The sequence below is a fragment of the Streptomyces sp. NPDC038200 genome, assembly GCF_055600785.1.
This window is the reverse complement of sequence record NZ_JBVJYH010000012.1, coordinates 214,741-227,175: the sequence shown is the minus strand read 5'-3', so window position 1 is coordinate 227,175 and position 12,435 is coordinate 214,741. Positions and strand designations below refer to the sequence as shown.

The following is a 12,435-nucleotide window of genomic DNA, read 5'->3' as shown; positions in this document are numbered from 1 at the left end:
AATATTCGGTCCAGCTCCAAGGCGGACTCGCATGCATAACGGCGCCGGTGAGCGGGACACCGTGAGGTGTCGCTCGGACTCGATGACGAGAGGGGGCGCGCCGTGCCCGAGGAGCACACGCACATACAGGCACGCAGGGTGGTCACGGGGGTGGGCGGGGACGGCAGGTCGGCCGTTCTGACGGACGAACTCACCGCCACACGTGTGACCTTGCCCGGATTCACCGTGAACGACGTCTGGCGCGTGGACGCGCTGCCACCCGGACTCGGTGACGACGACACCCTCACCGACGAGGTCGTGCTCGACCCGCCCGCGAACGGCCTGGTGGTCCGGCTCGCGACCTTCCCCCCGGACAGCTGGGTGAAGGCCGAGGAATACGGCGCCTCCATCGCGACCCTGCACGGCGAGGAGGCCGACGCCGGTGACGAGGGGATCGTCGGCCTGCACGTCACCGACACCGTCGACGTCGTCACCGTCGTCACCGGTGAGATCTACTGTGTGTTCGAGGCCGGCGAGACCCTCCTGCGGCCAGGCGACACGGTCGTCAACCGCGGCAACAAGCACGCCTGGAGCAACCGCACCGATACCCCGGCGACCGTCGTCGCGACGATGTTCCGCGGCACCCGCTGACACCCGGCAAAGGAGCCCACGTATGACATCCGCCCACGCCTTCTCGGACAAGAGCGTTCTGGTGACCGGCGCGGGATCCGGCATCGGCCGGAGTACCGCGCTGGCCTTCGCCGGGGCGGGGGCCGGCGTCGCTCTCGTCGACATCGATCCCGGCGGTCTCAAGGAGACCGCCTCGCTCATCACCGCCATCGGCGGCCGGGCGGAGACCGTCCAGGCCGACGTCTCCGTTCCCGCCGAGGTCGAGCGGGCCGTCACCGCGACCGTCGAGACCTTCGGCGGCCTCGACGTCGCCTTCAACAACGCGGCCACCTTCGATGTGGCCGGCCCGCTCGACGGCCTGGACGTGGAGGTCTGGAACCGCGTCATCGCGGTCAACCTGTCGGGCATGTTCCACTGCCTGAAGTACGAGATCGCCGCGATGCTCGCGCACGGCGGTGGAGCGATCATCAACACCGGGTCCGTCGCGAGCGAGATCGCATCGCTCGGCATCACGGCCTACACCGCGTCCAAGCACGGCGTCGTGGGCCTGACCAAGAAGGCGGCACTCGACTACGCGACTCGAGGCATCCGTGTCAACGCCGTCCTCCCCGGCGCGATCGACACCCCCATGGCGGCCAGTTTCAGCGGCGGCACCCCTGAGGGACGCGCGGCGATGACCGCGCTCGAACCCATGGGCCGGCTCGGCACACCCGAGGAGGTCGCCGAAGCGGTGCTGTGGCTCGCCTCGGAGAGCGCGTCGTTCGTGACCGGACACTGCCTCGCGGTCGAGGGCGGCTGGCTGGCGCGCTGAGCGCCGCCCAGAGCGGCCGGAGAACGGTCCAGAGCGGTCGGAGAACAGATGAGCCGGCTCCACCGATGCGGTGAAGCCGGCGGGAGAAGGCACCCCGGGCAGCGGCACGGACGGCGTCCGCCCCAGGGCCCTGCAACCGCACGACTGTCCAGGTATCTGGACAACGGTCACAGGTCTTCTCGGATAGACATGGGGATGCCTCGTCGCGGGGTTCCCGTCGCCCAGCGCGGGCCGGTCGCGATGGACGGCGACGCCCCGGCCGAGCACACGTCCACCCGGGGCGGCTTACCGATTTCCGAGAGAGGAGAACCGTATGTCCGGGTCCCCGATGGCTCGTTCACGGGTGCGGCTCGCCCCGTGCGTGGTGTCAGCCCTGTCGCTGGTCGGTTCCGTGCTGGTTGCCGCTCCCACGGCGGTCGCCGAAGCCCCGCCGTTCGCCGGCGCGGCCTCGGTGGCACCCTCGCATCGTCACCTCTACGTCGGCGGCTTCGCCTCGCCGGCGATCGCGGGGGCCTCCGTGACGCGAAGCGGTGCGATGCGCCTGGTCCCCGGATCGCCGTTCCCCTCGGGCCCGAACTCGTTGGGGATGGCCATCACACCGGACGGCCGGACTCTCTATTCGGTGAGCGCGGGGTTGCAGCTGAGTTCGCTCCCGGTCGTCCCGGGGACCGTGACCGGCTATCACATAGGCGCCGACGGCGTCCTCACCGAGACCGGCGAGACCACCGCCCCGGGGCCCGTGATCGGGGCTGCGGTCACACCGGATGGTGCGCGGCTGTTCGTGACCGTCTCCGCTTCCACGGGCTCGACGGGCGAGGTGCTGTCCTACTCCATCTCGCCTTCGGGAGCGTTGACGCCGACCGGCGCGCCGCCGGTCTCGGTCCCCAGCGGGATCAGCCAGGTGGTGATCAGCCCGGACGCGCGTCACCTGTTCGTGAGCAACTTCCTCACGAACAGCATGTCCAGCTTCGCGATCGGCTCCGACGCCGCCCTCACCCCCACCGGTGCGCCTGTCCCGACGGGGGACCGGCCGGCGATTCCGTCCGTCTCTCCCGACGGCCGTTACCTGTACGTCGGCAACGAGGGCAGCGGCGATCTCTCCGGCTATGTCATCGGGAAGAACGGGACGCTCAGTCCCGCTCCGGGTTCCCCCTACGCCAGCGGTGCCACCCCGCACGGTCCGGTCTTCACCCCGGACTCCCGGCGCATCTACGTCGCCAACGCCTCGGGCAACACGATCACCGGCTGGCAGGTCGGCCACGACGGCCGGTTGAGCCCGCTCCCCGGTTCGCCCTACTCGAGCCCGGACGTCGCCCGTGTCGTTCTCAGTCCTGACGGGAAGATCATGTACGCGATGACGGGCGCCCCGCGGCAATCCGGCCAGGTGTCCAGCTACGCGGTCCGCCCCGACGGCAGTCTGACGGCAACCGGGTTCCCGTCCCTCCGTACCGGCCTGTTCTGGCACGACGGTTCCAACGCGTTCCTCACACCGAACCAGGGGCCGATCGCGGCCCTCCGCACCGAAGGCGACGGCCGCGGACCGACCCGGACCTTCACGGCCGCGGGCTCCTCGGACCCGGACGGACGCGTCGTCCGCTACAGGTGGGACTTCGGGGACGGAGCCGGACAGACCACGAGGACACCTCACGTCACGCACCACTACGCCGCTGCCGGCCCGCGGACGGTGACGGTGACCGTGACCGACGACGAGGGCTGTTCCACCGAGCTGATCTACAACGGCACCACGGTCGAATGCCGCGGCGGCACGCAGGCCCGCGCGACGGAGCAGGTGGTCGTGGACCGTTCCTAGGACGGCCTGTCGAGGAGTTGCCGGCCGGCGACGCCCCCCCCGCTCCGTCTGCCTCGCCACGACGCCGTTCCCCCCCATGAGTCGGCCGTACGCCCCGGTTGGGGGTCGTACGGCCGAGAGGGCGGGGCTTCGCTCCGGTCAGGATGCTGTGCACGCCCCGATCGCGGGGGCGGCCGAGTTGCCGTTCTTCATCACCGTGAAGCCGAAGCTGGTCGACGCGCCCGCGGCGAGACTGCCGTTGCCATTGGGGCGCATGGTCATGACGTTGCCGCTGCTGTCCCAGCTGGGCGAGCCGTTCCAGGTCGCGACGGTCTTCTGCGGTGGGGTGACGGTGACCGTCGTCGACCAGCTGGTGATCGGCGAGCTGCCCGCGGTGATGGTCACCTTGCCGTTGAAGCGGTCGCTCCACTCCTCCTGCTTGCTGTAGGTGGCGGTGCAGGTGGCGCCGCCCGGGGTGGGGGTGCCGCCCCCGCCGGAGCCGCCGAGCGCGGTCAGCACGGCGGTGTACGCGGGCTTCTTGCCGTAGTTGGAGTCGAAGAGCAGCGGGGTGCCGCTGGAGCGCCACGAGTACTTGTCGGTGATGCCCCACACGGTGATGCCGGTGCAGCGGGTGACCGCCAGGCACGCGTTGACGACGTTGCTGTAGCTGGTGGCCTGGCCGGTGCCGGAGCCCTCGATGTCCAGCTCGGTGATCTGCACGTCCACGCCGAGGTCCGCGAAGCGCTGGAGGTTGGCCTGGTAGTCGGCGGGGACCGGGGAGGCACTGTTGAAGTGGGACTGGAAGCCCACGCAGTCGATGGGGACGCCGCGCGCCTTGAAGTCCTTGACCATGTTGTAGACGGCATTGCTCTTCGCGTTGACGCCGTCGGTGTTGTAGTCGTTGTAGCACAACTTGGCCGCCGGGTCGGCCGCGCGGGCGGTGCGGAACGCCTCCTCGATGAAGCCGTTGCCGAGCTTGTCCTGGAAGGGAGAGCTGCGGCGGGCGCCGCTGGAGCCGTCCTGGTACGCCTCGTTCACCACGTCCCAGGAGTAGATCTTGCCCTTGTAGTGGGCCATGACCTGGTTGATGTGGTTGTTCATCGCGGTTCGGAGGTCGGTGGCGCTCAGGCCGCCGACCCAGCCCGGCAGCTGGGAGTGCCAGACCAGGGTGTGGCCGCGGACCTTCATGCCCCGGCTCTGGGCGTGGCTGAAGATCTGGTCGGCGGCGGAGAAGTTGAACGAGCCGCGGTTGGGCTCCACCGCGTCCCACTTCATCTCGTTCTCGGGGGTCACCGAGGTGAACTCGGTGTCGAGCGTCGAGACGTACGGGGCTTCGCCCAGGTGGTTCGCGGCGACGGCGGTGCCGAAGTAGCGGCCCTTCGCGGCGGCGGCCGCGCCGAGCGTGCTGCCGGCGGCGTCGGCGGTCCCGGAGGTGACGGCGAGGCCGCCCGCGGCGAGCAGGCCGGTGAGCCCCAGGAGGAGGGCCCTGCGGGCAGGGGAGGACGTGCTGGATGACATGAGTGTCTCCCGAAAGTTTCGAGCACGTTTCCGATTGGATGCGGAGAAGGTATGAGCTAGGAGCGTGGGCGTCAACGGGTCGCGCGGGAGAGGAATCACCACGAGCCGAATCGTCATGCCGCTGCGGTGGTTACGAAAGATTCGGCGCGGGCACCGACGGAGTTCGATGTCCTGAGGGCCGACACGCGGCACGGCATGTGCCCTGAGTGCCCACTGGGGAGAAGCGGTAGAGCGGCGCCCCGGTGTGGAGCCTCATGACGAGGTCGCCGGGGACCCTGGCGCCGGCGGTGGGGCGCCGGCCGTCCCGGTGGGCCGCCGGTCGCCTGTGCGGGACGCATGAGCGCCGGCCCCGGCCGGGAGCGGCGGACGGTGCCCGTGGCCCGGTGCCGGGGGCGTGACTGACCGGGCCACGGGGCCGGGGAAGCGCCGGATCAGTAGCCGTAGATCATCTTGTAGGCGACCTCCGGCAGGAACTGTCCGGCCGAGGAGCCGGCTCCCACGCCGCAGTTGCCGTCGGACTCGCCCGGCGTCTTGATCCACAGGAGCATCTCGGCGCCTCCGCCCAACTGGGTGGGCGTACCGATACGGCGTCCTGAGGGGTTGCACCACTGCCCGTTGGAGCCGTTGCCGTTGCGGCTGGTGTCCACGACGAACGGCTTGGTGTAGCCGTAGCGGGCACTCAGTTCGCGGTTGACGGCATTGCCGTAGGCGGTGTTCTCGGCCGTGGTGAAGTAGTTGGAGACGTTGAGCGAGAAGCCGTGGGCCTGCCGCAGACCCGCTTCGTGGAGGCGCTGGGCCATGGTCGCCGGGCCGGCCCAGCCCGGGTTGCCGGCGTCCAGGTAGACCCAGGTGCTGGGTGCCTGGCGGTTGAACTGGGCGAGGGCGCCGGTGAGCATGCTCTGGCGTTCGGAGATCTGGGCCTGCGTCATGCAGCCGTAGTCTCCGAGGGAGTCCGGTTCGAGGACGACGACGGCCGGGCGGTTGGCGATCCCGCCGGCGAACTGGGCGATCCAGGTCGCGTAGGCGGACGGCGAGGAGGCTCCGCCGGCGGAGTGGCCGCCGCAGTAGTCGCGGTTGTAGATGTTGTAGGCGACCAGGACGGGCAGTTTGTCCTTGGAGTCGGCGGCTCCCACGTACGCCCCCGTGGCGGTGCCGATGGTGCCGCTCCAGGAGCCGAACCAGCGGGCCATCGGGGTGTCGGCGATCGAGGCGCCGATCGCGGGCGCCCGGCCGTCGCCGGGGTTGGCGGCGACCCACCGCTTGGCGCTGGAGTCGGGATCCACGTAGAAACCGCTGGTCATGGTGGTCGGGTCGGCCGCGTGGGCGGACGGGGCGACGGCGAGCACCAGCGGCAGAGCGCAGAACGCTGCGACGAGGGTGCGGAGTCTGCGGCGCATATCTGTACCTCGTTTTCCTGGCGGGGATGCGTCGCGCGCTCTCGTCCCGAGCGTGCGACGCGCTGAGGAAGTGCGGTGGTACGGCGTTCCCTTGCGTCGGACGCCGATCCGCCCGGCGGCCACGGCGGTCCTTAAGTTCCGTCCGGACGGGGCCGCCCGTGCGCTCAGCGGGCCCGAGACCGGGGCTCGGCGACGGCCGAGCCGCTTGAGCGGGTTCATGAGGCTCCTCGTACGGTCGGGTGCGGGTGGTCTGTACGGGGGATCGGGTCGGTTCAGGGCACGGACAGTTCGAACCGCGTGACGCGGACCGCGCCGCCGAGTGCCTGGGTGGCGTGGTTGAAGAGGGCGAATCGGTAGCCCATGAAGAACCGCCAGTCGTTGCCCATGGTGAAGGTGGGCCCGAGGCGGGTGAAGGCGGTGCCGTCGGTACTGAAGGAGAAGGTGCCGGACCGTGCCGCGGCGGGGCGGATGTCCGCGGTCGCGCGCAGCCAGACGCGGCCGCCGGCCACGGGCGCGCTCGCGACCTCGGTGCCGGTGCCGGTGGTGTTCCAGTTGCCGTCCATGGTCAGCCCGTTGACCATCACCACCCGCGTCGTGCCGCCGTCGCGTTTGAGGCCGATCCAGGCGGAGGAGTCCCGCAACAGCGCGAGTCCGGCGCGGTCACCGTCCCGCATGGCGGAGTGGTCGAGTTGGACCGTGGCGGTGGAGACGGGGCCCTGGATGCGGTGCGTGAGGGTGTTGCGGGCCCAGTAGAGGTCGTCGGTGACGGTCGCGGTCCGCAGGGTCAGGCCGTTGTCCACCGACCACTTGGTGGTGTCCGGGTTGTGGTTCCATTCCCACCTCGGCTTGAGGGTCGTGCCGTCGAAGGTGTCGACGCCGGTCATCGGAGTGACCTGGCGGGGTGGGGCGGGCACGGCCGGGGTGGGATAGGAGGTGCCCCAGGCGCCGTTCACCAGGTGCACGACGGGCCAGCCGTCCGAGGTCCAGGAGACCGGAGCCAGGGCGGGCATCCGGCCGCCGGGGTACGCGTCGACGAAGGCCATGTAGTACCAGGCGCCGCTCGGTGTCTGCACCAGCCCGCCCTGGTGCGGGACGCCACCGCCGGGGATCGGTCCGCGCAGGTCGAGGAGGACCTCCCGCATCGTGTACGGGCCGAAGGGGCCGCCGGACGACTTCAGGATGTACTGGCCGTTCGCGGGGCGGGTCAGGAAGATGTAGTACTGCCCGTTGATCTTGTAGAAGCGGGAGCCTTCGAGGGTGCCGACACCCGAGGGCGTCGTGAAGACCTGCTGGGTGCGGACCTGGCTGCGGCCGTCGGCCGAGAGCTGGGCCACGCTGATGGTGGTGTTCCCGTAGGCCACGTACAGGGTGTCGTCGCTGTCGACGAGCAGCCCGGCGTCGTAGTAGGGCGTGCTGATCGTCGTCAGCCTGCTCCACGGCCCCTCGGCGGCGGTGGCGGTGTAGACGTGGGTCCGGGCGAAGTCGATCTGGCCGAGCCAGTAGAACGTCCTGTTGCTCGGCCGGTAGGCCAGTGACGACGCCCAGATTCCTCTGACATAGCCGCGGGCCCCGTTCAGGTCGTACTTGGCGCCGAAGTCGAGCACGGGCACCGAGTGGCCGGCGATCTCCCAGTGCACCAGGTCGTACGAGCGCAGGACGGGGGCGCCCGGCGAGTAGTGCATGGTGGAGGCCGAGGCGTAGTAGGTGTTTCCGACGCGGATGACGTCGATGTCCGCGAAGTCCTGCCAGATCACCGGGTTCGTGAACTCCGCGGCTGCCCCGAGGGCGGTCGCCCGGGTGGGAGCGGAGGCGGCGGCGCGAGAGCCCCCGGCCGCAGGGAGGAGGGCACCGGCGGCCAGGCCGGTGGCGGCCGCCAGCGTGCGGCGACGGGAAAGGGGTTGATGTGTGCCTGACATATCCATGGACGGCGTTCCCCTCGTGTGACCGGGCCGGTGTGCGGGGTGCCCCGGAGGCGCCCCGCTACGGGCCGGACGGGAGTGGATCCCTTGGTTCGTAATGTCGAACGTGCAACGAAATGTCGAGCATCCTGGATGATAAGGGGTCCGTGACGCCCGTCAATACCTCTCGCATCGTTCGAGTGACAGACCGAAACATTCGAACCACTCGAACCGAAGGTCGCGCCGAGGTGTGCCGCCGGGTGGCGGAGAAGTGCGGTCTTCCCGCTTTTCGGGCCAAGGGGCTGTTGACATGGCAGGTCATCTGCCGGCTACGCGAAGCGGGCCGACTTTCCGAATGGCCACCGAAATTTCGAACGGCTCATCGGCTGCGCATCGTCATGGGTAGGACATCACCGATGGGTGTCGGCGACGTCCTGGACGTCACCGAGCCGTCGGCGGCGCAGTCCCAGTGAACGCGTCGAGCCGACGCCGGACACATGTCGGGCGGCGGTACGGCCAGTCCGTCGAGTCCGTTCAGTCCGTCGTTGTCCCGTCCCTCTCTGCCGGGTGGAGAGGGACGGGAGAACTGCTTGCCTCCTACTGCTTGGGAGGCTTGACGGCGATGTCGAGGTAGAAACTGTCGATGCTGCGGACCGCCGCCTCGAACTCGTCCAGGTTCACGGGCTTGGTCACGTAGGCGTTGGCGTGATGGCTGTAGGCGCCGGTGACGTCGTCGGGGGCGGCGGACGTGGTCAGCACCACGACCGGGATCGTCCGCAGCTCGGGGTCCTCCTTCACGACGGCCAGGAACTCGCGTCCATTCATGCGCGGCATGTTGAGGTCGAGCACGATGAGGTCGGGGCGCTCGTTGTTCCGGTCGCGCAGATAGTCCAGTGCCGCGACCCCGTCGGAAACCTGGGTGAGGTTGCGGGTACCGCGCTCGGCGAGCGCGTCCTGGATGAGCATGGCGTCGGCGATGTCGTCTTCGACCAGCAGGACGGCGTAGGGGCGCGTAGCGGTGCCAGCCATGTGTCACGAGCTCCGGAGTGTGGGGTGAGAAATCGGGGGGTGTGCGCTATTGGTGATCAGCCCGGGCCAGCGGCGTCGAGCTCCCTGCCGGCTCATGCTGACAGCCTGGCCGATCTCGGGATACCCGGCCCCGCTCGCGGCCGCGGCATGCGCCGCTTGGTCCTCCAGCAGCTTCACGGCCTGCTTCACCTCGGCCAGGACCTGTAGGCGCACGAGCGCTCGCCGGCGTGCGGCATCGGCCCCGTCCTTCGGGTCCGCAGGCGAGTGGACGCCGTCCTGGGCGAGTCGCCAGGTGAGATCGTCCACAACCTGAACCACAAGCGCGGCCGCGTCGCCGGGCAGAGGCGGCGTGAAAATCGGACCAGGCATGCCATCACCCTACGGCGTTGATCTCGGTCGGGACAACACGTGTTGTCGGGGCGTGGGTACAGTGTGCTTGCCATATGACAACAGCGGCTCACTCGTCGAGGGATACATGCGCACCGCGAACAAGAACGAGCCGCCCCACGAGGGCGCGTTCGCCCACTGGACGGTGCGGCGCTGGCTCCGAGCCGGGGTTGCCACCACCCTGATCGTCCTGGCCGTACTGGGCTCACTCGGCGGCTGGGCGATGTGGCGTACATCACATCTCACGGCGGAACTGGTGGAACGGCGCTCTCCCGCCCTCATCGATGCCCTGCGGTTGGAGCAGGCGCTGGTCAACCAGGAGACCGGAATCCGCGGGTACGGCCTCTCCGGCCGTTCGGACTTCCTCCAGCCGTACGTCCGGGGCGTGGCCGACGAGAAGAGCGCCCTGCGTCGGCTGAGGCCGCTGGTCCAGGGAGACACCCAGGCCGCCGCCGACCTGGCCGAGGCCGAGCGGCTGGCCGGCACCTGGCAGGAGCGCATAGCCCGCCCCATCGCGGACGCCTCCACCGAGGAGGCGGTGAGACTCACCACGCAGAGAGCCGCAGAGGGCAAGTCCGCGTTCGACGCGCTACGGCGGGCGATGGCACGGCAGCAAGCCCATCTGCAGAGCGAACGCGAGGCGTCCACGCGGGCACTGCGACAGTCGGAGAACCTGCGCGACTGGACGTTCGCGATCATCGCCGCCGTCATCGCCTCGGTCGCGGTACTGGTCTTCGAGGGACTGCGTCGTGGCGTCACCGGTCCCCTCACGCGGCTCGGCTCGGACGCCCGGGAGGTCGCGCAGGGCCGCTTCGACCGCTCCCTCGTCGGGATCGGCCCCGCGGACCTGCGGCAGCTGGCCTCGGACGTCGATTCGATGCGTGCGCGCCTGGTGGAGGAGCTGCAGTTCAGCGAGGACGTCCGGCGCCAGATGGACGAGCAGGCGGAGGACCTGAGGCGCTCGAACACCGAGCTGGAGCAGTTCGCCTACGTCGCCTCACACGATCTGCAGGAGCCGCTGCGCAAGGTGTCCAGCTTCACCCAGCTCCTGCAACGCCGCTACGGCGGACAGCTGGACGCGAAGGCCGATCAGTACATCGCCTTCGCCGTCGACGGCGCCAACCGCATGCAGATCCTCATCAACGACCTGCTGGCCTTCTCCCGCGTCGGCCGGGTCCACAACGATCATCAGACCGTCGACCTCGAAGAGGTGATGAGCAGGGCCCTCGACAATCTCAGCGTGGCCATCGGGGAGACCGACGCCGAGATCACCCACGACCCCCTGCCCACCGTCGTCGGAGACACCACACAGCTGGGGATGCTCTGGCAGAACCTGTTGTCGAACGCCGTCAAGTTCCGCAGCCCCGACCGGCCGCCCCGCGTCCACGTCGGTGCAGTGTGCGACGGGGGAGTGTGCGAGTTCTCCGTGACCGACAACGGCATCGGCATCGCGCCCGAGTTCCAGGAGAAGGTCTTCGTCCTCTTCCAGCGCCTGCACACCAAGGACGCCTATCCGGGCACCGGCATCGGCCTGGCGATGTGCAAGAAGGTCGTCGAGTTCCACGGCGGTGCGATCGGAATCGACCCCGACTACAAGCTCGGCACCCGCGTCGTCTTCACCCTCCCCGTCGCCGGAGCCTCGTCCGCGAGTCCGGAAAGAGAGACTCAGCCGTGACCGATCCCGCCTCCAGCCGCGTCGAGCAGTACACCGTTCTGCTGGTGGAGGACGACGACGGGGACGCTCTGCTGGTCGAGGAACTCCTCTACGACACCGGACTGCCGCACACCCTCGCGCGCTGCCGTACCGCCGCCGAGGCCCGCGCGGCCCTCGCCGCGGAAGCCGCCGACTGTGTCCTCCTCGACCTGCACCTGCCCGACGCGTCCGGAGTGGAGACGGTCCAGGCGATCCAGTCGGACACTCAGGCCGCCATCATCGTCCTGACCGGACTCGACGAACCCCATGCGGGAGTCGACGCTCTCGCCGCCGGTGCCCAGGACTACCTCGTCAAGGGCAAGGTCGATCCCGACCTGATGCAACGGGCCGTCCGCTACGCCGTCCAGCGAAAGCAGGCGGAGCGGGCCAACGCGGCCCTCCAGATCGGCCGACTGCGCGCCGAGGAGAACGCGCGCCTGGAACGCGGCCTGCTGCCCCAACCGCTCCTGTCCTCTTCCGCCGTCACCGCCTCGAGCCGCTACTACCCCGGGCGGGCCCAGGCTCTGCTGGGCGGTGACTTCCTCGACGTCGTCCAGACCGACGACGGGCAGATACACGCCGTCATCGGAGACGTCAGCGGCCACGGTCCCGACGCGGCGGCACTGGGTGTCTGCCTTCGTATCGCCTGGCGCGCCCTGACGCTCGGCGGCCACCGCGACCAGCAGCTGCTGCGCCTGCTGGAACAGATCCACATCGCCGAACGCGCCGGCAGCGATCTGTTCACCACCTGCACCCTCATCACCATCGACCCGAAGGCCGGCACCCTCACCCTGCACCTGGCCGGTCATCACGAGCCCCTCCTCCTCACGTCGGACGGTGCTCGGGTGGTTCCCGCGACCCACGGAGTCGCTCTCGGCATTCTTCCCGGAGAGGGCAAGTGGCCCCCCACCACGATCACCCTGCCTGCCCGCGGCGCGCTCGTCGCCTACACGGACGGCCTCATCGAGGGCTTCGTGGACGACACGGGCGCCCGGCTCGGCACCGACGGCCTGCTGCGCATCATCGACACCATCCGCGCCCCCGAACCCGGCCTGCACCTCGACCAGCTCATCGCCCGCACCCGCACGCTGAACGCCGACCGGCACACCGACGATCTCGCCGTCCTGCGTCTGGACTGGAACGCCGGGGAGACCGGCCGCACCGCGAGCGCGTGGCGCACCGCGCCGTAGCTCCGACGGCCTGCTGCTGGGTGATCCTCGCCGGGCACCGCTGCGGCCGGTGCGAGCAGGACCGCTGGCACGAACAGGGCGACGATCCCGCAGCGGCGGGCGCCGGGCCGGAGC

Annotated in this window: 10 protein-coding genes; 5 read left to right on the top strand and 5 right to left on the bottom strand. The window is 69.9% G+C overall.

What is annotated here, in order from left to right:
• Window positions 1-102: 102 nt before the first annotated feature.
• From ACZ7KF_RS24665 to ACZ7KF_RS24655, 3 genes are all read left to right on the top strand, one after another.
• Window positions 103-630 carry a cupin domain-containing protein gene (locus ACZ7KF_RS24665; protein ID WP_471078887.1) on the top strand — a complete coding sequence of 176 codons (528 nt, stop codon included), beginning with the start codon at window positions 103-105 and terminating at the stop codon, window positions 628-630.
• A gap of 22 nt (window positions 631-652) precedes the next feature.
• Window positions 653-1,420, top strand: a complete 768-nt coding sequence (locus ACZ7KF_RS24660) for a glucose 1-dehydrogenase (protein ID WP_471078884.1) — start codon at window positions 653-655, stop codon at window positions 1,418-1,420.
• 313 nt (window positions 1,421-1,733) lie between these two features.
• Window positions 1,734-3,230 (top strand): beta-propeller fold lactonase family protein, encoded by a 1,497-nt coding sequence (locus ACZ7KF_RS24655; RefSeq protein WP_471078881.1) that lies wholly within the window; start codon window positions 1,734-1,736, stop codon window positions 3,228-3,230.
• A 138-nt stretch (window positions 3,231-3,368) separates the two neighbouring features.
• Here the strand turns inward: ACZ7KF_RS24655 and ACZ7KF_RS24650 are convergent, their stop codons facing one another.
• From ACZ7KF_RS24650 to ACZ7KF_RS24630, 5 genes are all read right to left on the bottom strand, one after another.
• Window positions 3,369-4,727, bottom strand: a complete 1,359-nt coding sequence (locus tag ACZ7KF_RS24650) for a glycoside hydrolase family 10 protein (RefSeq protein WP_471078878.1) — start codon at window positions 4,725-4,727, stop codon at window positions 3,369-3,371.
• A gap of 431 nt (window positions 4,728-5,158) precedes the next feature.
• Window positions 5,159-6,124 (bottom strand): glycoside hydrolase family 6 protein, encoded by a 966-nt coding sequence (locus ACZ7KF_RS24645; RefSeq protein ID WP_471078875.1) that lies wholly within the window; start codon window positions 6,122-6,124, stop codon window positions 5,159-5,161.
• A 272-nt stretch (window positions 6,125-6,396) separates the two neighbouring features.
• Entirely contained in the window at window positions 6,397-8,046 is a 1,650-nt protein-coding gene (locus ACZ7KF_RS24640; RefSeq protein WP_471078873.1) for a glycoside hydrolase family 43 protein, read from the bottom strand.
• A gap of 573 nt (window positions 8,047-8,619) precedes the next feature.
• Window positions 8,620-9,051: a response regulator gene (locus ACZ7KF_RS24635; protein ID WP_471078871.1), complete on the bottom strand. Its 432-nt coding sequence runs from the start codon at window positions 9,049-9,051 to the stop codon at window positions 8,620-8,622.
• 3 nt (window positions 9,052-9,054) lie between these two features.
• A complete protein-coding gene (locus ACZ7KF_RS24630; protein WP_471078869.1) occupies window positions 9,055-9,420 on the bottom strand; it encodes a hypothetical protein in 366 nt (121 codons plus the stop codon).
• Between the two features lie 106 nt (window positions 9,421-9,526).
• Here ACZ7KF_RS24630 and ACZ7KF_RS24625 point away from each other — a divergent pair, with 106 nt between their 5' ends.
• Complete coding sequence (locus ACZ7KF_RS24625) at window positions 9,527-11,113, top strand: sensor histidine kinase (protein ID WP_471079033.1); 1,587 nt, start codon at window positions 9,527-9,529, stop codon at window positions 11,111-11,113.
• Window positions 11,110-12,321, top strand: a complete 1,212-nt coding sequence (locus ACZ7KF_RS24620) for a PP2C family protein-serine/threonine phosphatase (RefSeq protein WP_471078867.1) — start codon at window positions 11,110-11,112, stop codon at window positions 12,319-12,321. The genes ACZ7KF_RS24625 and ACZ7KF_RS24620 overlap by 4 nt, the downstream gene beginning before the upstream one ends.
• The last annotated feature ends 114 nt before the right edge of the window (window positions 12,322-12,435 follow it).

Excerpts from the sequence above, each read along its gene's own strand:
- ACZ7KF_RS24660 (WP_471078884.1), top strand. The coding sequence starts at position 653 with ATGACATCCGCCCACGCCTTCTCGGACAAGAGCGTTCTGGTGACCGGC.
- ACZ7KF_RS24655 (WP_471078881.1), top strand. The coding sequence starts at position 1,734 with ATGTCCGGGTCCCCGATGGCTCGTTCACGGGTGCGGCTCGCCCCGTGC.
- ACZ7KF_RS24650 (WP_471078878.1), bottom strand. The coding sequence starts at position 4,727 with ATGTCATCCAGCACGTCCTCCCCTGCCCGCAGGGCCCTCCTCCTGGGG.
- ACZ7KF_RS24645 (WP_471078875.1), bottom strand. The coding sequence starts at position 6,124 with ATGCGCCGCAGACTCCGCACCCTCGTCGCAGCGTTCTGCGCTCTGCCG.
- ACZ7KF_RS24640 (WP_471078873.1), bottom strand. The coding sequence starts at position 8,046 with ATGGATATGTCAGGCACACATCAACCCCTTTCCCGTCGCCGCACGCTG.
- ACZ7KF_RS24635 (WP_471078871.1), bottom strand. The coding sequence starts at position 9,051 with ATGGCTGGCACCGCTACGCGCCCCTACGCCGTCCTGCTGGTCGAAGAC.
- ACZ7KF_RS24630 (WP_471078869.1), bottom strand. The coding sequence starts at position 9,420 with ATGCCTGGTCCGATTTTCACGCCGCCTCTGCCCGGCGACGCGGCCGCG.
- ACZ7KF_RS24625 (WP_471079033.1), top strand. The coding sequence starts at position 9,527 with ATGCGCACCGCGAACAAGAACGAGCCGCCCCACGAGGGCGCGTTCGCC.